Source organism: Streptomyces sp. DI166, assembly GCF_900091315.1.
GTDB lineage: Bacteria > Actinomycetota > Actinomycetes > Streptomycetales > Streptomycetaceae > Streptomyces > Streptomyces fuscus.
This window is the reverse complement of sequence record NZ_FLSP01000012.1, coordinates 68,692-93,373: the sequence shown is the minus strand read 5'-3', so window position 1 is coordinate 93,373 and position 24,682 is coordinate 68,692. Positions and strand designations below refer to the sequence as shown.

Below are 24,682 nucleotides of genomic sequence, written 5' to 3'. Positions count from 1 at the left end.
ATGGATATGAACTCATCGCATCAGCTCACCCGCGTTGACCAGCAATGATTGTCCGGTGATCGCCCGCGCCCGGTCCGACACCAGGAACACCGCCGCGTCCGCCACATCACCGTCCGTGGCCAGTTCCGGCAACGCCATCCGGTCCGTCAGCCGCTTCAGCACCTCCGGCTCCCCGAGCCCCTCCGACTGCGCCGCGAACCGCACGTACGCCTGCACCGGCGGACCCCACATCCAGCCCGGCAGCACGGTGTTGACCCGGATCCGGTCCGGCCCCAACTCCCGCGCCAGCGAGTACATCGCACTGGTCAGCGCCCCCTTCGACGCCGCGTACGCCGCCTGCCGCACCTGCGAGGGCGCCGCCACCGCCGACTGCGTCCCGATGAACACCACCGACCCGCCCCGCTCCTTCAGCGAGGGCAGACACGCCCGCGTCATCCGCAGCGAGCCGAGCAGATTCACATCGAGCACCGACTGCCAGGTCACGAAGTCCGCGTCCGCGAGCCCGCCGAAGTAACTGTCCAGCGCGGCCACATGGACGACTCCGTCGATCCGCCCGAACCGCTCCACCGCCAGCCCCGCCAGCGCCTCGCACTGCGACTCGTCGGTGATGTCGGTCCTCCGGTACGCGGTGCGCTCCCCGCCCGGATCGATCTCGGCCGCGCTCTTGGCGAGGTTGGCCTCCGTACGCGCCCCGAGCACCGCGTTCCCGCCGTCCCGTACGACCGCCGCCGCGACCTGGTGCCCGAGCCCGGGCCCGACCCCCGACACAACCACGGTTCTGCCTGCGAGCAAGGACATTCGGCCACCTCCTGGAGCCATTCCTGACGGGGCGTCAGAATAGAGGTGGCCGCCGCAAAGGGGAACGGACGCTCAGCCCTCTCCGAGGTCCACCACCAGCCGGGCGGCGGTGGTGACGGTGGAGTCCCACTCCTGGCAGTTGACCACCGCGTGCGTGACACCCGTCGCCGCCCGGACCAGTTCGAGCCGCGCGGTACCGCCCACCGTGACCAACCGGGCGTCGACCCAGGTCGTGGTGGCGCTGACGTCCGTGGTCCGGGTCTCCTCGCCGCGCAGCAGACGCGTGCCGTCGCCCTGCACGGAAGTCGTGCGCAGTACGGGGACTTCGCCGCCCTCGGTGGTGAGCGTCCCGTCGGGGGCCAGGCTCCAGCGGGCGTGGGCGAGGCGGGTCGCCACACTCCGGGCCTGCCCGAGCGACCCGGACAGCGGCGTCACCGTCGCGACGCGGACCGTACGGAACGAGCGCGTCCCGTCGTCGGTGACGGTGGGGGCGGCAGTGTCGGAGGCTTCGAAGGACGGCAGCCCTTCGGGCCGTCGGGGAGCCGCGGGCCGGGAAGGGCTGGGGCACGTGGAGGGCGAGGAGGTCGCCCCGGTCGTACCACCGTCCGCTGGAGCCGGGCCCGTGGAGTCCGACGGGGCCGGGCCCGTGGAGTCCGACGGGGCCGGGGCGGTGGCGTCCGAGGCGGGCTCCGGAGCCGTCGTCAGCAGCCCGAGCGCCAGCAACAGCGCGGGAAGCAGCACGGAACCGGCGTACGCCGCAGGCGAGAAGCCGCCGACCTCCCGGCCCCGCCACCCCCACAGCCGCGCCCACGGAACGGCGAGCAGCGGCCAGACGGCGAAAGCACCCAGCACCGTCCACCACAGGGAACCCGAGACGAGCTGCTCATGGGAGAGAGCCACGGCCTTCCGCATGGCCTCGGCAGCCGTCGTGTCGCCGAGCAGACGGACGGCCGCCGCGCCGCCGACCAGGTCCAGCAGGTTCTCGACCAGCACTGCCACGGGCCACAGCAGCACCAGCAGGAGCTGCGCCACCGGCCGGTCGGTCCGGGCGGCGAACCACAGCCGCACACGCACCGGCGGATGGTAGAGCCGGCCCAGGGGGCGGTGCCGCGAGGGCGCCAGCGCGTTCAACGCCCGCCACTGCGCCGCCCGTACGGCGGTCCCGGCCGCGTACCGGTCCGCCGCCAGCTCCGCCGACCACAGCGCGCCGACCACGATCAGCAGGACCTTCGGCAGGGCGAGGACCACCAGGACGGTCTCCGCGAACAGCAGATGCGCGGCAAGGTTCCCGGCGGCGAGGAGCAGCCCCACCGGCAGCACACAGAACACCGCGAAGACGTACGGCCAGGCCTTGACCAGCGCCACGAACGGGCTGCCGAGCCCGGCGACATGCTGCTCGCCGCACCGGATGTGGCCCAGCTCGTGCAGCAGCACCGCCTCGGCCGCTTCCCGGTCGCTCTCCCACAGGCCGACCAGCGGGTAGAAGACGCCGACCCGGGTCGTGCGCCCGCCGCCGGGATAGACCCGGGCGAGCATGTCCCGGCGCCGGGTGACCCGCAGTTCGGTACTTGGCACCCGGTCGGTGAGGAAGCCCCGCATCTGGTCGAGCACCGGCGCACCGATGCCCGCCGGGCCGAGCCCGTAGTGCCGCTCGACCCACCGGGCGCGTACCCGGGGCAGGACCAGGGCGAGCCCGCCCGCCAGCAGGAAGAGCGTGGGGAGCAGTTGTACGAGGGTCTGCGCCAGCGCCGTCAGCGGGGCCGGGTCCCTGCCGTGCTCGGTGCCGAGCCCTTGCGCGTCCCAGGTCAGCGTGTCGGTCAGCGTCGGGACCTGCGCCGCCAGCAGGCCCAGGGTCACCCAGAGCCAGGGCGGCGGCCCCCACAGCCGTGCCGGCCGGCCGTCGGCCCGTGGTGGCGCCTGGCTCATGCGCCGTTCGACTCCTCCCGCGTCGGCACCGGGTCGGCTCCGGACGCGGTGCGGCGGCGCAGCAGCCCGAGGGCGGCGCCGGTCAGCCGGCGTACGGGAGTGAGCGGGCCGCGGGATCTTCGTACGGCCGGTTCGGGCGGCTCGTTCGCCACCAGCGCGTCGAGGAAGGCCGCGGCGTCGGCGCGGTCCTCGGCGGCCAGGAGCCGGGAGGTCAGCCGGGCCACGAGCTCCTCGGCCGTGGCGGCGTCGACCCCTCGGGCGCGCAGCCGCTCGCACATGCGCAACGCGGCCCGCACGATCTCCTCCGGGGGCTCCCGCACGATCTCCTCCGGGGGCTCGTCCGCCGCAGCGCTCTCCGCGGCACCGTCGCGCCGAGCCCGCAGGCTGACCAACAGGGCCGCCGCGGACACGGCGTTGGCGAACTGCTGGCTGCCCAGCGCCGCCTTCACCGCGTCGGCCGCGTAGGCCAGCGCGTCGAGCAGCTCGGGCAGCACCGTGGTGATCCCGCCGCCGAAACCGCCCGGCGCGAGCCCTCCGGTGCGGAACAGCTCCCCGCGTGCCGTCCCGCCGGCGGCGTAGTCGCGGGCGGTCTCCGCCGCGAGAGAGGTCTCACCGGGCGCCGCCCACTCGGCTATCCGTAATCCCCACCGGTCCAGCTCGTCGTCACCGGTCACCGTGCCCTCCGTCTCCCGCTGTTGCGATACGCGCCGTACGTCGTGCTGATCAGGACCCGGAGAACTCGAATCGGAACTCCAACTGCCCGTCCCCGGTGCTGCCCTGCGCGGTCAGGCTCGCGCTGTCGGCGTCGACGGTTCCGTCGAGAGTCGTGCCCTCGGCCACGGCGTGCGGGAAGCCGCCCGGCATGTCACCGAACTCGGGGCGGCAGGCCACGAGGGGACTGGGCCAGTTGAGCAGGTTGAGGGCGACGGCCTCCTCGGTGTGCGGGTCGGTGAGCACTCCGCTCAACTGCCCGTCGCTCCACTCCAACTCCCAGTAGGTGAGCAGGAGATCGGGGTCCCGTGGGTTCCCCGCCAGGTCCTGAGCGGAACCGGTGCCGACGGCCGACGACCAGAAGGAGAGCGCGCCCGCCTCCGAGGGCTGCCCCACCGCGAGCAGCAGCGAGAACGGATTCGCCTCCGTCTCGCCCCCGCCGCCGCGCGGCTCGCCGAGGTCCAGGGTGGCGTCCAGGGAGTACGTCTCGGACTGCGCGAAGCGCCGCGAACCGTCGGTGGTGCAGTAGTCGTACACATCGACCGTGACCGACGCCGTGCCGCTGTACTTCCTGCCCCACAGCGCGGCGGCCCCGTCGGGCTCGCTCAGCGGGACGTCGGCCGTGGTGGGCTCCGGGGCCGGGTCCGGGCTCTCGACCTCCGTGGGACTCGGCGACGCGGTGCCGGGTTCGCCGGTCGGGGGCGCGTGCGTGGTGGCGCTGTCCGTCGTAGGCGGCGCGGACGAACTCTCCGCCCCCACCGTCCCGGACGAACCACCGCCCGAGCATCCCGTCAGCAGCACACCCAGCAGTCCTGCGCACACACCGGCCCGCAACGCACCCGAGAACAACGCCATGAACAACGCCCCCTGCCCCCACCCGGTACCTCGTACGCGAGCATCCGGGGCAGCGATGTTACGGTGTGCGACCGTTCAACTACCCATGATCCTCACTTCTTTACCGTTCCGTGCCTCGCAGCTCGTCCACGTACCGGTCCGTCCCGGGAACCGTGGGGACGAACGGCGCCACGAACTGCACCTCGCCCAGCCCCGAGGCCGCCACCGCCGTGTCCAGACCGGTGAAGTGCTCCCGCCAGCCGTCGCGGGGATCGCGCTGGAGGAACCACAGCAGGGTCAGCCGGGTGCCGACGCCCTCGACCTGCTTGACGTAGGTCATCCGGTCGCCGGGCAGGGGCGTCGGTGTGAAGACGGTGACCATCGCCGCGGGGGAGCCCGCCAGGCGCTTGGGGAGGTGCTCCTCGCGCAGCCACGCGAGCAGGTCCGCGCGTCCGTCGGGGGAGTGGGCGTCGACGACCTCGACGACGAGTCCGGCGTACGGGTGGTCGAGGGCGTGGATGTCGCGCGGGCCGTCGTCGCCGTCGCGGTAGACCGTCACCGCGTGGTCCTGGAAGGCGGTGAAGACGTGCGTGCGGTCCTGGAAGACGCGGTGGTCGCGATTGAGGCGCTTGTTGATGCCGACGGTCCAGCGCATGTGCTCGGCATAGCGGCCGGCGGTGATCCAGTACACGGATATGTAGCAGCCCGCCGTCACCGGCTGCGCCACGCGGGAGGTCTCCGGGTAGCGCAGGAGCTGCAGGTCGTGCGTGGCGACCCAGCGGCGTCCGGCGAACATCCAGGGCATGGCCATCGCGCCCGCGATGAAGTGGTCGTCCTCGTACCAGCGGTTGTAGGCGCGCTCCCGGCCCGGATGCGGCTCCACCATGGTGATCAGGGCGTGCCCGAGGCCGGGTCCGTAGGGGCCGACAGCGGCGAGTTCGGCGTACTGCTGACTGCGGGTGTCGTCTGTCATGCCTCCGGTGTAGCTGACGGAGTGTCAGATGGGGAGACCCGTGCTCGCTTCGGAGTGTCAGATGAGGAGCCCCGTGCTCGCTTCGATGCCACCCGCCCGGGGCGCTACCTCAGCTCGTCCGGGCAGGGGGTGCCGCGCGGCACGTCGTAGGGCGCGGCCAGCCGGTAGGTGCCCGCCTTCGGGGCCACCAGCATGGTCCACTTGTCGCCCAGCTCGTCCTCCTCGGTCTCCATCAGACAGCCGTGGACGTTGTCGTACGTCTTCGGCTCGCCCTCCGGACGCTCCTTGGAGGCCTCCGTCTCCTCCGGCGGGTCGAGCTTGTCGCCCTTGTCGTCGACGATGCTCAGCCACGGCGAGTACGGGATCCTGATCAGCACCCGGCCCGGCTTGCTCACCCGCATCGTCCACTCGCCCTGGTCCGCCCGCTCCACCACCGTGTTCGGCTCGGCCAGCGGCGCCGGGTCGAGCACCTTGAACAGCTGCCAGTTGGCGTCGCCCCACACCTGCTTCAGATACGGCATCCCGCGCTGCACCAGCTCCCGCTCGCGCTGCCCGCCGTCCCCGTCCGGCTCGTCCTTGGGCAGCACCACGTAGTGCACCGCCCAGCGCTTGAGCCACTCCCGGTAGTTCGCCGAGTTCAGGGTGTCGTCGTAGAAGAGGGGGTTGCGCTCCATGTCGGCCTGGCGGTTCCAGCCGCGGGCCAGGTTCACGTACGGCGCCAGCGCGGAGGCCTCCCGGTGCGAGGCGGCCGGGACGACCTCCACCCGGCCCTTCTCGGCGCCGACCTCCTGCAGTTCGTTGACCAGCGGCGCCAGCTCACGGGCCCAGGAGGCGGCCGGGGTGGTGTGCACGATGTCGATCACCGTCTTCACCCCGATCCACACCGTGAACCCGGTGATCGCCAGCACGGTCGCCCACCACTTGCGCGAGCGCGGCACCGTGAACGGCAGCGCCGTCACCAGCGCCACGCCCGCGAACAGCATCGACAGCCGGGTGATGTTGGAGCCGATCTGCGAGTTGATCAGCCAGACCAGCAGCACGGCCAGCAGATAGACCGCCGAGGTCAGCCGGACCGTCGTCCACTCCTTGGGGACGAGCAGCAGCACCAGCAGAGCGGAGAGGAAGGGCAGGATCGCCGAGGTGATCGCCATCGGCTGGGTGCCGGAGAAGGGGAACAGCCACGCCGAGACGGCCACCACCGCGCTCGGCGCCAGCCCCAGCGCCCAGGCACCGGGCCGCCGCTTCTGCAGGAACAGCGCCACCGCCACCAGCCCCACGAACAGCCCGGCCACCGGCGAGGCCATCGTCGCGAGCGCCGCCAGCGGGGCCGCGCACAGCGCCTTCGCCCACCGCTTGTAGCGCCAGCGGTGCGGCCAGCAGAACACCACCGCCACCGCGCCCAGCGCGAACATCGTGCCGAGCCCGTACGTCACCCGGCCCGAGGCGGCGTTGCACAGCAGCGCGAAGACCCCGGCCAGCGCGGCCCACAGCGGATTGCGCACCACCCGGCTGCGCAGCAGTACCAGCGTGAGCAGCCCCGCGGAGACGGTGCCGGCGATCATCATCGTCGTACGGACGCCCAGCACGGACATCAGATACGGCGACACCACGCTGTACGACACCGGGTGCATACCGCCGTACCAGGCCAGGTTGTACGCCGAGGCCGGGTGCCGTCCGACGAACTCCGCCCAGGCGTCCTGGGCGGCGAGATCGCCACCGCTGTTCGCGAAAGTGAAGAACCAGACGATGTGCAGCACACCGGCGAGCGCGGTGATGGAGAGCACGGGGTGACGCAGCAGCCGCTCGCGCACGGTGAGCAGGAGCGAGGTCCGCTGCTCCTCGTCGGGCCCTTCGGGGGTGGGCTCGGGCCCTTCGGGGGTGGGTTCGGCCCCTTCGGGGGTGGGTTCGGGCACGCGTATTCGCGGGCCGGTTCCCGGGCCCGGTTCGGCTTGGTCGGCGCGCGTCGGCTCAGCGGTGGCCACCGTTAAGGCACTCCCCGTGGTGTCCTGTGTTCTGTTCTGGCCGCGTCCCGTTTCCCGCGTGTTGTCGGCCCTGTTCCTGAGGGTTCACCGATCGTGCCTTGTGGGCGACGACCTGACCCGTTTCGTGACGCTAGCACGCAGCCCGCCGGGCGGCTCCCCCGGTGGGGGCGTCCGCCGACGGGCTGCGGGCGGTGTCGGTGACGACTGGCTGTGCGGGTCAGCCGATGCGGGTCAGCTTGTCGGTGAAACCGGGCTCGACGAGATCGGTCTGCAGCGCCACTGGCACCTTGACCGCGCCCGCCGTACCGCCGTCGCCAACGGTGAGCGTGCCCACCTTGGTACCGGCCTTCGCCTCGTGCGGCACCTCGTCCGCGGCGAAGTCCAGCTCGACCTTCAGCCCCGACCAGCCGGCCGCCTTCACGTCCTTGGTCGCCACGACCGGGGTCCGGCCGCCGAGACCGTCGTCCACATAGCCGACGACATCACCCTTCTTCAGCACCGTCACCGACTCCAGGGCGCCCTGCGCGGCACGGATCAGCTGGTCACCGGCGTCGAGCGCGGCGGCGAGGATGCCCTGGCCGGTGTCCGGCTGGCGCACCACGGCACCGATGATCGTCCGCGTCTCCCCGCCGACCTCCTGCTTCGCGGCGAACACCAGGTTGCCGAGGGCGGAGGTGGTGGTCCCGGTCTTGATGCCGACGACGTTGTTCTTGCCGACGAGCTGGTTCCAGTTGCCGTGGTTCTTCCCCTTGTAGTCGTCGTACGACATCATCGCGGCGACCTCGCGGAAGGCGGGCATCTCCATCGCGGCCTTGGCGAGCTTGACCTGGTCCACGGCGGTGGAGACGGTCGAGTCGTTCAGCCCCGAGGGGTCGGTGTACGTCGTGTCGCTCATGCCGAGGTCCTTGGCGGCGGCGTTCATCTTCTTCACGAACGCCTCCTCCGAACCGGCGTCCCACCGGGCCAGCAGCCGGGCGACATTGTTCGCGGACGCGATCAGAATGCTCTGCAGCGCCTCGCGCTCGGTGATGGAGTCACCGGCGAAGACGTCGACGGTGGACTCCTGACCGGCGTCGGACTGGTCCTCGGCCGCCTGGTCGATCTCGATCTTGGGCCCGGCCTCGCCGCTCTTCAGCGGGTGGTCGCGCAGGATGACGTACGCGGTCATGACCTTGGCGACGCTGGCGATCGGCACGGGCTTCTGCTCGCCGGAGGACCCGAACGACCCGATCCCCTGCACATCGAGCGCGGCCTGCCCGGCGCTGGGCCACGGGATGTCGACCTTGTCGCCCTCGAAGGTGAAGCTCTCCTGGGCGGTGAGATCGAGGGTGGGCTCCGGCAGCGGCCGCATCGACTGCACGACCGCGAACACGATCACCAGCAGCAGCACCAGCGGCGTCCAGATCTTCACCCGCCGCACCAGCGTCCGCACCGGCGTCTCCGGCGGCGGCGGGGTGTTCGTCAGCTCGGCCAGCAGGTCGAGCGGCGGCTTGGGCGGCAGCGGCTGCTGGGTGGTGCGCTCGGGGCCGACCTGGGGGACGGCGGTGGTGACGTCGGGGGTGGGGGTGACCTCGGGGGTCGGGGCAGGGGTGGGCCGGGCGGCGGAGGCGGGCCGGGGGGCGGCGGGCTGGGCCTGCGGTGCGGCTTCCGGCCTGGTCTCCGACCTGATGTCCGACTTCAGGGGGACGAAGCGGAGGGCGGTGGTGGGCTGGTCGACGGAGCCCTTGGCGACGGGGGAGTCCTGGGCGTCGACCTTGCCGTGGTCCGCGGGCTCTGCGTCCGCCGCCTTGGCGGGGGTCTCCGGCTTCTCGGGCTCGGGGTCCGCCTTGGGGGTGGTTCCGGGCTCGTCGGCCTTGCGGGCGGCGCCGGTTGTGAGGGGCTCGTCGGCCTTGCTGGCGGCGCCGGTCGGGGTCTTGAGGCCGAAGACCATGGTGGCGCCGTTGTCGGGCTTGACGCCGGTGGGCTTGGCGTCCGTGGGCATGGCGTCGGTCGGCTTGGCGTCGGTCGGCTTGGCGTCCGTGGGCTTGGCGTCCGTCGGCTTCGCGTCCGTCTCGGGAGTTGCGTCGGCGACGGGCGCGGCGTCGGCTCCGGTGCTGGTGCCGCCCTTGGGCTCGGTGGCGCCCTTGGGCTCAGTGGCGCCCTTGGGCGCCGCGGTGTCCTCGGGCGCGCTGTCGTCCTCGGTGCCGGTGGCGGCGTCCTCGGGCTCCGGAGCCGCCTCGGCCGTGGCGTCGTCGGTCTCGTCCGCCACGTCCGCCACGTCCGCCACGTCCGCCCCGGAGGGGCCGGCGTCGGCGTCCGTACGATCCGTCGAGGCCCCGCTGCCGCCCGTAGCCGCACCGTCGGCCTCGCCACCGGCCCCGGAGTCCCCCGTGGCCACCCAGGCCGCCACGGCGGCGCGCAGACGGTCGTCGCCGCCGTCGGACTCGCCCCGGGCGGAGGCCCCGGCGTCGGCCGTGGCGTCGGCCTTGGGTTCGGCGGGCTCGGCCTGGCCGGCCCCGCCCTCAACCGCGGGCTCGTCCTCGGTCGGCGCGGCCTCGGCCTCGACCTCGGCCGTGTCCGGCTTGACGGCGCGGGCCGCCGCCAGGTCGCCGGGCGACAGGACCCGGGTCGCCGTGTCCACGCCGGCGCGGGTGATCGCGAGGCGGGGATCGGCGGATTGGTTGCGCGCTTCCGGAACCGAACCCGCGCTCCCCGACGTCGGTTCTGCCGACGACTCGCGCTGCTTCGAACTGTCGGGGGACTCGCCCGCCACCGATGCCTCCTAAACCGTGAACCGCCGTGATGTAGCCGTGGTTGTATGAGCCGCAGCCGCCCGGAACACCGCTTCGCGGCGCTGTCCGAACCATGTACCAGTGTCCTGTGTGCGGGCTAAACCGAACCCGTAGACGAGAACGACATACCTACTGGTTCCACTACAAACAGGTCACGCACCCTCGACAGACCAATGTGAGAGGGGTCACCCTGTCATTCATCCACGCGGGGAGGCATGGATGGGCAGGAGCCGCAGAACACTTCCGGAGGAGCTTCTGCTGCTGGCACTGGACCCGGCCACGGGTACCACTGCACAGCCGCAGTCGCTCGACCTCGGTCTGGCCGGAGCGCAGCTAGTGGAGCTGGCGCTGGCCGGACGGATAGCCCCAGACGGGGATCGTATCGCCGTGGTCGTGCCACGGCCGACTGGAGATCCGACTTTGGACTGTGCGTTGGAGCTGCTGCGCAGGCGTGGCGCTCCCGTGCGTGCCGTCCATTGGATCGGCGGGCCGCGCCTGGGCCTGCGTCAGACCTACCTCTCGCATCTGGAGCGGTGCGGCATGGTCGCCGCCGTGCCGGGACAGATGTGCGGGGTGCTACCGACGACGCGCTACCAGGCAACGGACACCGCCATCAGCCGGGAGATCAGGGCCCGGCTGGACTCCGCGATCCGTACCGGCGTACCGCCGGACCCACGGACCGCGGCGCTCGCCGCACTGGCCCACGCGGTCGGTCTCGGCAAGCACCTGTACCCCGGGAACGAGGGACGCTCGTCCCGCTCCCGGCTACGGGACCTGATCAGGCACGACCCCATGGGCGGTCTCGTCGCGCACGCGGTGATGGACGTCCAGAACGGCGTCGCGGCCCAGCCGCGCCGCAGCCCCGCACCGGCAGGCCGCCAGCCGGCCCCCGGTGGCAGGGCGGCAGCGGAACCCGCTCGCGGTGTTCCGATGCAGCCCCGCCGAGGCCCGATGGCGCGCGTCGTGGCGCACTGAGCCGCAGTTCCACGACGTAGCGCCGTCGACGGCCGCACCGAGCGTGCACCGTCCCCCAGACCCGGTACGGGAGCCGCTGGTCCGCGCGGGGTGACGGGACCGTAGTGTCCGGACGACGACACGGTCCCGCCGCCCCGCGCGGCCGCATGTTCGGGAAACCTCACGCCACGGCCCGAACTGGCGTGTATGCAGCGCATATCCATCGTTTTCCAGCGGTAGAAAGCACCTTGGTGGCAGTCTGCTCAACAGCAGATACGCAAAGTCGCAAGCAGCAGTTCATGCAGCCGGAGGTGCACGTCCCGTGGCGTCCAATGTCAATCCCACTGTCAGGCGCCGCCGGCTGGGTCAGGAGTTGCGCCGGCTCCGCGAACTCAAGGGCATGACCGCCGAGGAAGTGGCCGAGCGGCTCCTGGTCTCCCAGTCGAAGATCAGCCGTCTGGAGAACGGCCGCCGCAGCATCAGCCAGCGCGACGTCCGCGACCTGTGCGGGGTGTACGAGGTCGAGGACGTCCGGATCGTCGACTCGCTGATGCAGATGGCGAAGGACTCCCGCCAGCAGGGCTGGTGGCACTCCTTCGGCGACATCCCGTACTCCGTCTACATCGGCCTGGAGACGGACGCGGCGAGCCTGCGCGTGTACGACCCCCAGGTCGTCCCCGGTCTGCTCCAGACCAAGAGCTACGCCGAGGCCCTGATCACGGGCGCGCTCCCGGAGGTCACCCCGGGCGACATCGACAAGCGCGTACAGGTGCGGCTGCGCCGACAGGAACGTATCTCTGCCCCGGAGAACCCGCTGCGCCTGTGGGCCGTCCTGGACGAGGCGGCGCTGCGCCGCGAGGTCGGCAGCCGGCATGTGATGATCGAGCAGTTGGAGCACCTCATCGAGATGTCCCGGCTGCCGCACGTCACCGTGCAGCTCATCCCGTTCGCGATGGGCGCGCACCCGGGCGTGAGTGGCCAGTACGCGATCCTGGAGTTCCCGGACGCGGCCGACTCCAGCGTGGTCTACATCGAGGGCGTGACCAGCGACCTGTACCTGGAGAAGGCGCAGGACGTACAGAAGTACAGCGTGATGTACGAGCACTTGAGGGCTCAGGCGCTCAACGCCGACCAGAGCCGCGAATTCATCACCAAAGTGGCCAAGGATTACGCCCGCTAATGTGACGGCGCGGAAAGATACACCAGCGTCCCGCTCTTGCGGAAGTCCCCACTGGAATATGCCATCCAGTCGAGTGAATAGTCGCTCCGCGCAGCAAAGTTGGCGAGTAGCGTCGATCACGCCATCGAGGAACACCGATTGGCGCAAACGTGGTGTGCGGACAGCGTGTCCCGCACGGCGCGCGACAGCAACTCAGCAACTGGCTACCGGAGCGAAAATGGCAATCAAGCAGGGTGTCACGGACACGTGGGTCAAGTCCTCGTACTCGCAGGGCAATGGCGCATGCGTCGAGATCAAGTCCCCTGTCGTGTCGGCAATGGCCGTCCGGGACTCCAAGGTCACCGACGGCCCCGTCCTGGCGTTCCCCGCGAGCGCGTGGAACACGTTCGTGGCCTCGGTCAAGTCGTAGAGGGGGCCGCTCCTCCGAGCCGCTCCCCATGACAATCGACAACTCCACAAGCACACACAAGAGCCCTCTCGACCAGCCCGCCGTCCTTGCCGAGGGGGCTCGGCTTGTGGGTGGGGGTGGGGCGCTGGGCCGGTGCTGAGTCGGTGCTGAGGGCGCCGTGCCCGGTGGGTGCCGCGGTGAGTGGGAGATCGGGGCCACGCGGGGGCGGACCGATCCGAACGGCGGGGGTACGGGGACCAGCCCCCCGACCACTGGCCCCCGCCCCTCACGCCACCACCGGGAGGCCGCTCACCCCACCAGGGCTCCCCACCGGGGGCTGCTCACCCCACCAGGGCTCCCCACCGGGGGCTGCTCACCCCACCGGGACTCCCCACCGGGGCCGCTCACCCCACCAGAGCTCCCCACCGGGGCCGCTCACCCCACCGGGAAGGCGACGTCGCAGACCTCGTCCTCCGGTCCGGCCGCGTCCCAGTCGGCGAAGTAGATCTCCCGGCAGGGCCCGGCCATCCGCAGCCCCTGCCCGGGGAGCCACTCCTCCACCGCCTCGAAGGCGGCGAGGATCTGCGGATGGGCGACCTGTGCCTTGGTGATCCGGGTGTAGGCGACCCGCTGGGCGGGCTCCACGCGCACCTTCACCGCGTGGGCACGCCCTTGCTTCTCCACCCACGCCCGCGCGGCAGCCTCGTCGGCCACCGGCACACAGGCCTCGGCGGGCCCGTCGCTCTCCATGGACACGTCGGAGTGATAGACGACGAAGGGCGCGCCGACGATGCCGCCGCACTCCCGTGCCCCGTACTCCAGCCGCCCCAGTGCAGAGCCGATCCAGGCCGGCAGCTCACCGGCCAGCACATGCCGAGTCTCGGTGATCACCACCTGCTCGGGCAGTTCCACCGTCTCGACCACGAACTTCCCGTACATCTCGGAACTCCTCCCGGACAGACGTCCACGGAGGTACTCGGCGAGTGTCCGCTGCCCGGCGAACCGCGACTCCACGTCCGCCCAGTACGCATCGAGCAGACCGGCCGCCGCGACCGCGTCCGGGGCCTCGACGACCTCGGCGATCCGGGCCAACGGCATGTCCAGCTGCCGCAGCAGCGCCACGAGCCGGGCCCGCTCGATCTGGGCGGGACGGTAGTAGCGGTAGCCGCTGACCTCGTCGACGTGGGCCGGGGAGAGCACCCCCAGCCGGTCGTAGAGCCGCAGCGCCTTGGCCGACAGCCTGGCCCGTGCGGCGAATACGCCGATGGTGAGCAGTTCGTCCTCGTCCACGGCCTCATCCTCCGTCACCGGGTGGTCGGTCCGCCCGGCGAGACGGAGGTTCGGCTCTGCCCCAAGGGCAAGGTCAACCGGCGAGCTGCGCCTCGACGGCGGCGACGAGCTCAGGCGCCTCGGGCTCGGTCTGCGGCGAGAACCGCCCGACGACGCGGCCATCGCGCCCGACCAGGAACTTCTCGAAGTTCCACCGAATGTCCCCGCTGTAGCCCTCCCCGTCGGCCGTGCCCACCAGCCGCTGATAGAGAGGATGCCGCCCCTCCCCATTGACCTCGACCTTCTCGGTCATGGGGAAGGTCACGCCATACGTGGCCGAGCAGAACTCGGCTATCTCCTCGGCGCTCCCGGGCTCCTGCCCCAGGAACTGGTTGCAGGGCACACCGAGCACGGTGAACCCCTGCGCGGAGTACTGCTCGTGCAGCTTCTCCAGCCCCGAGTACTGAGGCGTGAGCCCGCACCTGGAAGCCACGTTCACCACAAGAACAACCCGCCCGGCCAACTCCCCGAGCCGAGCGTCCCCACCGGAGAGCGCCCCGATCTCCACGTCCCAAACCGACTGCCCACTACCATCCATAACCATCCCGCGATGCTAACGCGCCCCCAACCCAAGCATCCGCGCCCAGCCGCACCCTCGGCCCCGCATAGCCACGGCCATCCGCCCCGCCAATCCCACGTAGCCGCGGGCAGCAGCAGCGCTTAGCTCACGCAGCCGCTGCCAGCCGCCCGCCGATCCCACGTAGCCGCGGGCAGTCGTGCCGCCGGGGCGGCACGGGTGGGCGCGGCGGCACCCGGCCAGCGCCGGGCTACGCGTCCTACCGGGCCAGCCCCCACCCAACCGCGGCCATCCGCCCCGCCAATCCCACGTAGCCGCGGGCAGCAGCAGCGCTTAGCTCACGCAGCCGCGGCCATCCGTCCCGCCAATCCCACGTAGCCGCGGGCAGTCGTGCCGCTGGGGCGGCACGGGTGGGCGCGGCGGCACCCGGCCAGCGCCGGGCCGCGCGTCCTACCCGGCGTCCACCCCCACCCCGGGCCCAGCCCCACTCCCAGCACCGGCACCGCCCCCACCCCCGGCCCCCGCCACCAACAAATCCCCCACCCCCGTCCGTACATAGAGCACCGACCTCCCCACCCGACACCGCTCCACCAACCCCGCATCCAGCAACACCCGCACATGCCGCCCCACAGACCCCAACCCCTGCCCAGTAACCGCACACAACTGCGTCGTACTCATAGGCCGAGCAAGCAGCACCAACACCCCCGCCCGCGCCCGCCCCAACAACGCCCCCAAAGCCCCCGAAGCCCCTGAAGCCCCCCGAAGCCCCCACCCCAGAGGGCACCCGCCCACCCCCCTCAAAGGAAGCCAGCACCCCCGCACACGGATACACCACCGCATACCGGTCCCGCTCCTCCCACGACACCCACCCCACCGCAGGAGTCACCGGCACGAACACCAACTCCGCCCCGGAGATCTCCCGAGGCGGATACTCATGCCGATTGACCTGGAACCGACTCTCCCCGAGCCACCGAGTCCCCGGCCGCAGAGAATCCAGCACCGCCGCCCACCCACTCCGGGAAACCTGCACGGTCCGCGCGACCACATCGGCCTCCAGCACCCGCCGACGCCGCTCCCAGTCCGGCCGTACGGCCGATTCCCACACCCACTGGAGCAACTCCGCGGCCCGCGAGGGCAGATCGTCCCGCTCCAGTACCGCGGGAACCGGCCCCGCCACCGAGACCGACAGATGCGCGAGGGCCTCCTCCGCCGTAGCCGCCCGCACCCGGGCCACCCCGTCCTCGAAGGACTCCCCGTCACGCGGCGCAGGCGTCAGAAAGTCCGCGATCCACTCCCGCCCCAACCCGGCCCGCACCAACGCGGCGGTCACCGGATCGGCAGCCAACAGCCCTCGGTACCGCGGCAAATGCACCCGCAACCAGTCCCGTTCCCCCGGATGCGCCCCAACCCCCGCATGCAGCAGCTTCAAACAGGCGAAGGTCTCCGCGAGCGGCGACAACACGAACCGACTCCGCGCCAACGTATCCGCGTTGACCTGCCACCACCCCACACCCACCCCCACCTTTCGCCCCCACGCGAAACATTAACGACCCCCGCGACCACCCCCCGAAACTCCCGAACATGCCCACGACCAGCAACCACCCCAGCAACCAGCCCCCCAACCACCCCACCAACCCACCCCCCAACCACCCCACCAACCACCCCACCTACCAATCCCTCTTCCACACCCCCGAATTCACCCCCCTCTTCCTCACCTCCGCCTCCCACACCGCCGCCCAGACCATCGCCGGCCTCGCCCTGGCCACCCACGTGTACCGGGCCACCAACTCCCCCCTCCTCTCCGCGATCAGCATGTTCGGCCCCTCCCTGGCCCAGATGCTCGGCGCGACCCTGTTCCTCTCCGGCGCCGACCGCCTCCCCCCGAGAGCGACCCTGACCTACGTCTCCCTGGCCTTCGCCACGGCCACCGCCGTCCTCGCCGCCCCCGGCCTGCCGATCTGGTCGGTCTTCGTCGTACTCCTCGCCCAGGGCCTGATCGCCTCCCTCGCCGGAGGAGTCCGCTGGGGCCTGCTGAACGAGATCCTCGCCAAGGACGGCTACCTGCTCGGCCGCTCGGTCTTCAACATGATGAGCGGCATCACCCAGATCACGGGCTACGCCCTCGGCGGCGCCCTCCTCGCCCTCCTCACCCCCCGGACCTGCCTCCTCCTCGCCGCGTTCCTGTACGCCCTCGCCGCCACCGGAGTCCGCCTCGGCCTCACCCCCGCCCCCCACGCGCCACCGGCCACCCGTCGATCACCGAGACCTGGCGCACCAACGCCCTCCTGTGGTCCTCCCGCCCCCGCCGCACGGTCTACCTCGCCCTCTGGGTCCCCAACGGCCTGGTGGTCGGCTGCGAATCGCTCTACGTCTCCTACGCCCCCGACCACGCGGGCGCCCTCTTCGCCTGCGCCGCCCTCGGCATGCTGATCGGCGATGTGACCGTGGGCCGCCTGGTCCCACCCCACCGGCGCCCCCGGCTCGGCGTACCGCTGCTGATCCTGCTGGCCACGCCGTACACCCTCTTCGCGCTGCACCCCTCCGTACCGCTCGCCGCGCTCGCCGCGACCCTGGCCTCGGTCGGCTTCGGCGCGAGCCTGATCCAGCAGGAGCGCCTGCTACGGCTCACCCCGGACGACCTGAGCGGCCACGCCCTGGGCCTGCACTCGGCGGGGATGCTGACGTTCCAGGGCCTGAGCGCGACCCTGGCCGGCGTGGTGGCCCAACTGACCTCCCCCGCAACGGCGATGACGCTGGTGGCGGCGGCGTCCCTGAGCGTCACCCTCACCCTGGCGAAGGGCCTGCACGCCCCCCTGGAACTGTCGAAGACAGTCGAACACCGTCCGACATCTTGACGTGTCCCTGCCGCCCCGGCTAGATGTGTGGGAGCGCTCCCACTCCACACTCCGCATGCCCCTCCCGCATGCCTCTCCCACATGCCGCATGCCGTCCCCCTGCCCCCCGCTTCCGGTGCTCACTACCTCAGGAGTCGCAGTGAGAACACACAAGAACTCCCCACCGGCCAGACTGAGGTGAGTTCGGTGGCCCGGCGGACCAGTGGGGCGATCCGGACGAGGACACGATGATGGCCGCGGCCCAGAACCTGGACCTCGGCTACCTCGCCTGGTCCTGGAGCGGCAACACCGACCCCGTCCTGGACCTGGCGATCGACTTCGACCCCAACCGGCTCAGCTCCTGGGGCCAGCGCATCTTCCACGGCGCCAACGGCATAGCCCAGACCTCGAAGGAAGCCACGATCTTCGGCGGATCGGCCCCCGACACCCAGGCCCCGACGGCACCCGGCACCCCGACGGTCTCCGAGAAGACGGCCACCTCGGTGACGCTGACCTGGCCCGCGGCGACCGACAACGTTGGCGTGACGGCGTACGACGTGGTCCGGGTAACCGGCGGCTCGGAGACGGCGGCGGCCTCCTCCACCACCCGCACGGCGACGATCACCGGCCTCACCGCGAACACGTCGTACACCTTCGCGGTCTACGCCCGTGACGCGGCCGGCAACCGCTCCCCCCGCTCCGCCACGCTGACGGTGACCACGGACGACACCCCCGCGGGCGCCTGCTCGGTCGCCTACCGCGTCACCAACGACTGGCCGGGCGGCTTCCAGGCCGACCTCACCATCCGCAACACCGGAACAACCCCCGTGAACGGCTGGACCCTCTCCTTCGCCTTCCCCGACGGCCAGACGATCACCAACATGTGGGGCGGCACCCCGACCCAGACCGACGGCACGGTCTCGGTGGCCTCGGCCCCGTGGACGAGCACGATCCCGGCGGCGGGCTCGGTCTCGCTGGGCTTCACGGGCACGAAGGGAACGACCAACGGCGCCCCGTCCGCCTTCACCCTGAACGGCGTGACCTGCACAACGGCCTGACACCGGCCGGCCGTGCCGGGGGTGGGGACCGCCTCACCCCCGGCACACGTTCGTGGCCGTGGTCATACCTCCGAGATAGCCTATGACGACCGTCATAGACGGTCGCACGGACGCCGAACCATGCCGAAGCCCACGAGATCGCCCCGAGGGAGCACACCCGGATGACACCCCCGAGAGAGAGGAAGGCCCCCGCGCCCTCACGTGAGCGCATCGTGGCAGGCGCCGCCGACATGATCAGCCGACGCGGACTGAGCGCCACGAGCATCCGTGAGATGGCCAAGCACGCCAAGGCGCCGCTCGGCTCGACGTACCACTACTTCCCCGAGGGCAAGCAGCAACTGGCCACCGAGGCCGTCCGCTACACCGGCGAGTGGGTGTCCCGCCGTCTGCGCAAGGAACTGGAGGCGGGCCCGGTGGAGGGACTGCGCGCGTTCCTCTCCCTCTGGCGCAAGATCGTCGTGGACAGCGACTTCCATGCGGGCTGCCCGGTCCTGGCGGTGGCGATCGAGGAACCCCAGACCGACGAAATCCCGCCACCCCTGGAAGCGGCGGCCGAGGTCTTCACCGAGTGGGAGAACCTCCTGGCGACGTCCCTCCGAACCCACGGCACACCCCCGGCCCAGGCGGCACAACTGGCGACGCTGGTCGTGGCGGCGGTGGAGGGAACAGTGGCCCTGTGCAGGGCACGCCGCACGATCCAGCCCCTGGACGACACGGCGCACCAACTGGAGGAACTGATCGCGAACGCCGTACGGAACCCCTGACGCAGGCCACCCCCGGGAGGCGCGCGAAGAAGTGAACAAAACGCCCGCGCGCGCCGTATCAATACCAGATCGAGCCGCATATCCTGCTGACCCTGCGAACGGGCGAGGGCGGCGGAGTCCGCCCCGGCCGGTGCCGATCAGGGCGAACGGCACGACTCGATCTGCCTGAGGTTTGTGCATACGGCCGCGGAGCCGCGGCCTTGGGGGGATGTGAGGCAACCATGGCGACGGCGAGCAATGCCGTGCGAGGCACGAGCAGCATGGCTCCGGTGGACGCCGCCCGCTGGGTGATGTGGGCGTTCGTACTGGTCAACGTGGCCATCGTGGAGACACTGTTCTTCACGGCGGGCGAGGGCAAGAACAACGTCCTGACGGTGGCGAAGTTCTTCGGCCTGCACGCGGCGCTACTGCTGCTGTTCCAACTGCTCCTGGTGGCCCGCATCCCATGGCTGGACCGCCGTATCGGCATGGACCGCCTGACGGTCTGGCACCGCTGGGTCGGCTTCACCCTCCTGTGGACGGTCCTCACCCACGCCACCCTCGTGGTCCTGGGCTTCGCGATCCTCGACGACACCTCGATGGCGAAGACGTTCAAGGCGCTGAGCGGAGTCCCGGCGTCTCTGGTGGGCATGCTGGCCGCGGCCACGCTGACCCTGGTCGCCGTGGTCTCGACCCGCCCCCTGCGCCGCCGTCTGCGCTACGAGGTCTGGCACGCCCTGCACCTCCTCATCTACGTGGCCCTGGGCCTGGCCTTCTACCACCAACTGGAAGAGACGACGACCTTCACCTCCTCGTCCTTCGCAGAGGCGTACTGGTGGATCCTCTGGCTGTTCTCCTTCGGCGCGCTGCTGACGGGGAGGCTGCTGATTCCGCTGTGGCGCAACGCGTACCACCAGTTCCGGGTAGTGGCGGTCGTACCCGAATCCCTGAACGCGGTCTCGGTCTATGTAACGGGCCGTCACCTGGACAAGTTCCCGGCCCGAGCGGGCCAGTTCTGCATCTGGCGCTTCCCCGGCCACAACAACTGGTGGACGGCCAACCCGTTCTCCCTCTCCGCGGCCCCCGGCGGCCAGGGCCTGCGCCTCACGGCGAAGGCGGTGGGCACGACCAGCGCGGGCCTGCGCAACCTCGCCCCCGGCTCCCGAGCCTTCGTCGAGGGCCCGTACGGCGCCTTCACCTCCCTCCACCGCACCCGCCCCGGAGCCCTCCTGGTAGCAGGCGGCGTAGGAGTGACCCCGGTCCGCTCCCTCCTGGAGGAACAGCCCCCGGGCGCCGACACGGTGATCCTCTACCGGGTCCGCAGCGAGGCGGACGCGGTCCTCCTGAACGAACTCCGCCACCTGGCCACCCAAAAGGGAGCCCGCCTCCACCTCCTCACAGGCCGCACCTCGGACCACGCGACCCCACCCCTGTCCCCGGAGGCCCTGCACCACTACGTCCCCGACATCACCACCCGCGACATCTACGTCTGCGGCCCCGACCCCATGACCAAGACGGTCCTCACGTCCCTCCGCGCCCTGGGCGTCCCCCAGAACCAGATCCACGCGGAACGGTTCGGAATGGGCTGAGAGTTGCCCGCGCCCACGGCGATGCGCCGTAGTGATCGGACGGGATGAAGGCCGGGGCCAGGTGCCGAAGTCACCTGGCCCCGCTGAGCGCAGAGGACAACTGGGCCTGGCGGAACCCGGTTGCAGGATGTCGAGTGAGCGCGGCGATATTGACCACGGTCCTCTTCCTCGCCGTGCACGTGGTGGCCGTCCGCAGCGGAGGCGTGGTCGCCTGGCCCGCGAGCCTGCCGCCCAAGGTGCGCCACCTGTCACAACTCATCCCACTCGCGGCGTACGGAACCGGCTGACTCGCCGCCCTCCCCGCAGGCCGCACAGCAGGCGCCGTGACCTCCGCCGTACTGGGCGGAGCCGCGCTGTGGGCCGTGAGCGTATGGCGGAACGCCGCCGTCAGTGACCGGAGAAGCGCATGACCGGACACCCCCCCCGCAGGGCCTGGACGAGGCGATCCACCACCCCACCCGCCTCCAGTTCATGGCGTTCCTCTCCGGCTGCGCCGAGGCGGAGTTCGCGGCGGTGCGGGACTACTGCGCCGTCTCGGACGCCAGTGTCAGCCGCATCGCCCAGGCCCTGGAAGCGGAGGGCTACGTCCGCATCCGCAAGGGCTACATCGGCAAACGCCCCCGCACCTGGCTGTCCCTGACCACCCAGGGCCGCACAGCCCTGACCGCCCACATGGCCGCACTCCAGGCATTGGCCGAGGCGGCTCAGCAGGCGGGTGCGCACAACAACGAGCCGTCCGGTGACTGACGGGTAGGGAACCGGACATTCCGAGGGCGGGAAACCGTCGCGCGGGAGAGCCGCGCCCGCTTCACCGCCGCCGACCCGCAGGCTGCCACCAACGCCCCGCACGTGACGGGTTGTTCCGCTCCCCTGCTCGACCACCCTGAGAAGTGTTCTGTGGAACGTCGGCACTTTCTGGCCCTGTTGGCCACCGCAGTCGTCGTCGGCTGCTCGTCCCAGGACGAGAAGCCCAAGGCTTCGGGCTCGCCGGACGGACCTCGACAGGCCGTCGAAGCCTACGTCGACGCGCTCAACTCCCGGAACGTCAGCGCTCTGATCGCGGCCGGCGGGGTCGAGGACAAGGCATGGTCACGGCAGGAGGCCGCGACGATGCTCGCAGAGCGGGGCGGGCGGGGGTGGAAGATCAAGGACCTGCGGATCGAGCAGGACATGGGACCGGACACCGGCTCGGCCCGCCTCCTGGCGGTGGACGCCAAGGGAACGCCCCTCAAGGACACCTTCACGGTGACACGGGAGGGCGGCGACACCTGGCACCTCGTGGTCTTCACCGGACAGCCCAACACTCCGGGAAAGCAGCCTGCTTCGACCCGCTTCCTTCACTGGTCTCGTTGAGCGGCGCGGCGTGACCGCGGGCACGATGCTGTACGCCTTCGATGCGTTGAAGTGGTCGACTCGGGCCATATTGGAAGCACCGCAGGCCCGACTGCGGAGCAGCGCGTGGTCAGACCTGGCCGAGGTCGATCTCCACCGGGAAGGGGGCCGCGACCTTGAGGACGCCGGTGAAGACGTCTCCGTCCCGGTAGGTCTTCGTCGCCGGGTCGAGAACGTAGGTGTATACGAGAGGAACGCCTGTCGCAGCCTGCTCGATCCGCCAGTAGAAGCCGATGCCTGCCTTGGCGTACTGGTCGACCTTCACGATCCGGTCGGTGGTCTCCGACCCCGGCGACACCACCTCCGCGACCAGCAGCACGTGCTCGGGGCGGGTGGGGGTGATGTCGATCGTGTCCGCGCGGTACACGACCACGTCCGGGCGGCGATTGGTCAGCGGGACGTCCTGAAGACGGACATCGAAGTCGGTGTCGGCGTTCCACTCCGGGCCTGCGGCGGCGTCCAGGGAATTCGCCAGAATCCGGGCCAACCGGTTGTGCCGCTTGGACGCACTCGGACTCACGACGACCATCCCGTCCACGATCTCGATACCGGCGCACTGCTCCTCGGACCAGGAGTCGTACTCCTCCGCCGTGATCTGCTCATGCATCCATGCCGGGGCCACCATCTCGGCCGTCATGAAGCACCTCCCGGACTGTGCGGCGGGCCCGATCCCGCTGGATTCAGCGTACTGTCTGCCGTTCTTCCGGCACGCTGATCCGCGCACGCCCCCTTCCCTCGGCCGCCATCCGACCAGCAAGCCCACCACGCGTGGGAAATCGGCGCGGCGGCTTGTCGCCAGATGATCGGAGCACGGCCGGCGGCACCACCGGCCTGACGGCCGCGCCGGTGAGCCCTGCACCCCTGGCGACGAGACCGCCGCCAACCCTTCGGCCGCGGAGCAGCACGGCTGCGGCGAAGCTGCTCTTGGAGGAAGCGTGTCAGGAAGCCGAGTCGTCGAGGTCGAGGCGGATCACGGCGAGCGCCTCGGCGATCTCGACGGTCATCTCGTCCTCCGGGCCGAACACCATGCACAGGTCCTGGTGGAGCGGTTCGAGGACCTGCCGCGCCTCGGCGGTCCGCCTCTGGGCGAGCAGCAGCATCCCGATGTTGTGCCGCAGCTCCACGGCCTCCTCGCTCACGTCACTGTCCACGGTCCGCACGACGTTCAGCACTGACTGGAGCGCGGCCAGCGCGTCGGTGACCTGGCCGAGTTCGGCGCGGCAGCGGGCCGCCTGGGCGCGGCAGGCGCGTGCCTGCTCGCTGGTCGGCCCGGCGATGCGGGCGTAGGCGTCGGCGAGGGCGTCGAACTCGGGCAGGGCGGCCCGGTAGTCGCCGCCCAGGAGGCGGATGGCCGCTCGCTGGCGGCGCAGCGCCAGGACCTGCTTGCTCTCGGAGCCGAGGGCGAGGGCGGCGGGTTCGATGACCTCGCCGAGCACCTCGGCGGCCTGCGCGAACCGTCCCTCCTCCAGCAGGGCGTCGGAGTGGGCGTACGCCTCCTTGATGTCCTCGCGCAGCCGGGCGGGGACAGGCACCGGTGGGGCCGCCGGGAGGACAGCCGTCGGCGCCGGGTCTGCGGGCGCCGGGGCCTGGGCGCGGGCGCGGGGCGCGAAGGGGCGACGGAACACGACCGTAGGGTCAGGTGCGCCTGCCGGTCCGGCGTCCGCCGTGCCGGGCGCCTGGCCGGGCGGCGGGAGGAAGGGCAGCAGCCGCGCGTACACCTCCTGTGTGTCGGCGGGCCGCGCCTCGGGCGCCTTGCGCAGCAGGTGCAGGACCAGTTCCTCCAGCGCCTCGGGGACATCGGGGCGCAGTTGCCGCAGCGGGGTGGGGGCGGCATTGACGTGCTGGTGCATCAGCACGTACTCGCTCTCCGCCTCGAACAGGAGCCGCCCGCTGAGGAGTTCGTGCAGCACACAGCCGAGCGCGTACAGGTCGGTCCGCGGGGTGATGCGACCGCCCAGGACCTGCTCCGGCGACATGTACTGGTGGGTGCCGATGGGACTGCCGGTAGCGGTCAGCCTGGTGACGTCGGTCCGCAGTATCGCCGCGATGCCGAAGTCGAGGACCTTCACCGTGCCGTCGCGGGCGACGAGGATGTTGCCCGGCTTGAGGTCCCGGTGGATCACCGGCACGTCGTGCGCGTACGACAGCACCGTCGCGACCTGCGCGGCGACGGCGGCCGCCCAGCTGACCGGCAGCGGCCGGCCGGGGGAGATGTAGGCGGACAGTGGCACGCCGTCGACGAGTTCCATCACCAGGAACAGCCGCTCGTACGACGCGTCGAGCACGGCGTCGTACACCTGCGGCACGCCGGGGTGCTGGATACGCGCGGTGATGCGGGCCTCACGCCGGAAGCGCTTGGCGAACTCCTCGGCCAGCTGCGGGGAGGTGACCGACGCCTGCCGGATGAGTTTCACGGCCACGGGTCTGTCGAGGACGGCGTCGTACCCGCGCCACACCTCGCCCATGCCGCCGTGGCTCAGCTCCTCCAGGAGTTCGTAACGGTCGGAGATCGCCTCCTGCGGCACCTTGCCCCCGGTATGCGTGATGAACAGTCACAGTCAGGGGTCAAGTGTGACCGCTGCGTCAGGACGCCGTCCAGGGATTCCGGTACGACAGGGGCGGGTGGAAGGCGGGGGGTGCCCCAGGAGGAACCCCAGGGCACCCACGGCATCACCGGCCCCGCGGCCGAACAGCCATTACGTC

19 protein-coding genes and 3 pseudogenes are annotated in these 24,682 nt (G+C 71.3%); 10 read left to right on the top strand and 12 right to left on the bottom strand.

The features are described from left to right. Window positions 1–12 precede the first annotated feature (12 nt). The 7 genes from GA0115233_RS08830 to GA0115233_RS08800 form a co-directional block, all read right to left on the bottom strand. Window positions 13–798: an SDR family oxidoreductase gene (locus GA0115233_RS08830; protein WP_093719559.1), complete on the bottom strand. Its 786-nt coding sequence runs from the start codon at window positions 796–798 to the stop codon at window positions 13–15. Window positions 799–870: 72 nt separating this feature from the next. After that, entirely contained in the window at window positions 871–2,724 is a 1,854-nt protein-coding gene (locus tag GA0115233_RS08825; RefSeq protein ID WP_093719558.1) for a M48 family metalloprotease, read from the bottom strand. Further along, window positions 2,721–3,398 carry a hypothetical protein gene (locus GA0115233_RS08820; RefSeq protein ID WP_093719557.1) on the bottom strand — a complete coding sequence of 226 codons (678 nt, stop codon included), beginning with the start codon at window positions 3,396–3,398 and terminating at the stop codon, window positions 2,721–2,723. The genes GA0115233_RS08825 and GA0115233_RS08820 overlap by 4 nt, the downstream gene beginning before the upstream one ends. 49 nt (window positions 3,399–3,447) lie before the next feature. Further along, window positions 3,448–4,290 (bottom strand): hypothetical protein, encoded by an 843-nt coding sequence (locus tag GA0115233_RS08815; RefSeq protein WP_141689491.1) that lies wholly within the window; start codon window positions 4,288–4,290, stop codon window positions 3,448–3,450. A gap of 100 nt (window positions 4,291–4,390) precedes the next feature. After that, entirely contained in the window at window positions 4,391–5,242 is an 852-nt protein-coding gene (locus tag GA0115233_RS08810; RefSeq protein ID WP_093719555.1) for a hypothetical protein, read from the bottom strand. Between the two features lie 104 nt (window positions 5,243–5,346). Next, window positions 5,347–7,224 carry a hypothetical protein gene (locus tag GA0115233_RS08805; RefSeq protein ID WP_093719554.1) on the bottom strand — a complete coding sequence of 626 codons (1,878 nt, stop codon included), beginning with the start codon at window positions 7,222–7,224 and terminating at the stop codon, window positions 5,347–5,349. Window positions 7,225–7,441: 217 nt separating this feature from the next. After that, the gene (locus tag GA0115233_RS08800; RefSeq protein WP_093719553.1) at window positions 7,442–9,976 is read right to left on the bottom strand and encodes a D-alanyl-D-alanine carboxypeptidase; all 2,535 of its coding nucleotides are present in this window, start codon (window positions 9,974–9,976) and stop codon (window positions 7,442–7,444) included. Window positions 9,977–10,214: 238 nt separating this feature from the next. On the opposite strand from GA0115233_RS08800, the gene GA0115233_RS08795 reads away from it, so the two are divergent. From GA0115233_RS08795 to GA0115233_RS08785, 3 genes are all read left to right on the top strand, one after another. Next, the gene (locus tag GA0115233_RS08795) at window positions 10,215–10,970 is read left to right on the top strand and encodes a GOLPH3/VPS74 family protein (protein WP_093719552.1); all 756 of its coding nucleotides are present in this window, start codon (window positions 10,215–10,217) and stop codon (window positions 10,968–10,970) included. A gap of 301 nt (window positions 10,971–11,271) precedes the next feature. After that, a complete protein-coding gene (locus tag GA0115233_RS08790) occupies window positions 11,272–12,129 on the top strand; it encodes a helix-turn-helix domain-containing protein (RefSeq protein ID WP_093719551.1) in 858 nt (285 codons plus the stop codon). Window positions 12,130–12,346: 217 nt separating this feature from the next. Next, a complete protein-coding gene (locus tag GA0115233_RS08785; RefSeq protein WP_093719550.1) occupies window positions 12,347–12,538 on the top strand; it encodes a DUF397 domain-containing protein in 192 nt (63 codons plus the stop codon). Between the two features lie 414 nt (window positions 12,539–12,952). Here GA0115233_RS08785 and GA0115233_RS08780 read toward each other — a convergent pair whose 3' ends face one another. The 3 genes and pseudogenes from GA0115233_RS08780 to GA0115233_RS08770 form a co-directional block, all read right to left on the bottom strand. After that, window positions 12,953–13,825 carry a MerR family transcriptional regulator gene (locus GA0115233_RS08780; RefSeq protein ID WP_176711684.1) on the bottom strand — a complete coding sequence of 291 codons (873 nt, stop codon included), beginning with the start codon at window positions 13,823–13,825 and terminating at the stop codon, window positions 12,953–12,955. A 55-nt stretch (window positions 13,826–13,880) separates the two neighbouring features. Further along, entirely contained in the window at window positions 13,881–14,390 is a 510-nt protein-coding gene (locus GA0115233_RS08775) for a glutathione peroxidase (RefSeq protein WP_093719549.1), read from the bottom strand. Window positions 14,391–14,813: 423 nt separating this feature from the next. Further along, window positions 14,814–15,873 (bottom strand): annotated as a pseudogene (locus GA0115233_RS08770) (ArsR/SmtB family transcription factor). 155 nt (window positions 15,874–16,028) lie between these two features. On the opposite strand from GA0115233_RS08770, the pseudogene GA0115233_RS08765 reads away from it, so the two are divergent. The 7 genes and pseudogenes from GA0115233_RS08765 to GA0115233_RS08740 all read left to right on the top strand — a co-directional run. After that, window positions 16,029–17,218 (top strand): annotated as a pseudogene (locus tag GA0115233_RS08765) (MFS transporter); the annotation flags it as partial. Between the two features lie 176 nt (window positions 17,219–17,394). After that, window positions 17,395–18,255 (top strand): annotated as a pseudogene (locus GA0115233_RS08760) (cellulose binding domain-containing protein); the annotation flags it as partial. A gap of 161 nt (window positions 18,256–18,416) precedes the next feature. Beyond that, on the top strand, window positions 18,417–19,019 hold the full coding sequence (locus tag GA0115233_RS08755) for a TetR/AcrR family transcriptional regulator (protein ID WP_093719548.1): 603 nt from the start codon (window positions 18,417–18,419) through the stop codon (window positions 19,017–19,019). Between the two features lie 260 nt (window positions 19,020–19,279). Then, window positions 19,280–20,587 (top strand): ferredoxin reductase family protein, encoded by a 1,308-nt coding sequence (locus tag GA0115233_RS08750; protein WP_255310105.1) that lies wholly within the window; start codon window positions 19,280–19,282, stop codon window positions 20,585–20,587. Between the two features lie 134 nt (window positions 20,588–20,721). Further along, window positions 20,722–20,874: a hypothetical protein gene (locus GA0115233_RS40930; RefSeq protein ID WP_176711683.1), complete on the top strand. Its 153-nt coding sequence runs from the start codon at window positions 20,722–20,724 to the stop codon at window positions 20,872–20,874. Between the two features lie 184 nt (window positions 20,875–21,058). Continuing rightward, the gene (locus tag GA0115233_RS08745) at window positions 21,059–21,334 is read left to right on the top strand and encodes a transcriptional regulator (RefSeq protein WP_093719591.1); all 276 of its coding nucleotides are present in this window, start codon (window positions 21,059–21,061) and stop codon (window positions 21,332–21,334) included. A 150-nt stretch (window positions 21,335–21,484) separates the two neighbouring features. After that, a complete protein-coding gene (locus GA0115233_RS08740) occupies window positions 21,485–21,940 on the top strand; it encodes a hypothetical protein (RefSeq protein WP_093719546.1) in 456 nt (151 codons plus the stop codon). Window positions 21,941–22,049: 109 nt separating this feature from the next. On the opposite strand, the gene GA0115233_RS08735 is transcribed toward GA0115233_RS08740, so the two are convergent. After that, window positions 22,050–22,616 (bottom strand): Uma2 family endonuclease, encoded by a 567-nt coding sequence (locus GA0115233_RS08735; protein WP_093719545.1) that lies wholly within the window; start codon window positions 22,614–22,616, stop codon window positions 22,050–22,052. 301 nt (window positions 22,617–22,917) lie between these two features. After that, window positions 22,918–24,504, bottom strand: coding sequence for a serine/threonine-protein kinase (locus tag GA0115233_RS08730; protein ID WP_093719544.1), 1,587 nt, complete (start codon window positions 24,502–24,504; stop codon window positions 22,918–22,920). Window positions 24,505–24,682: the final 178 nt, after the last annotated feature.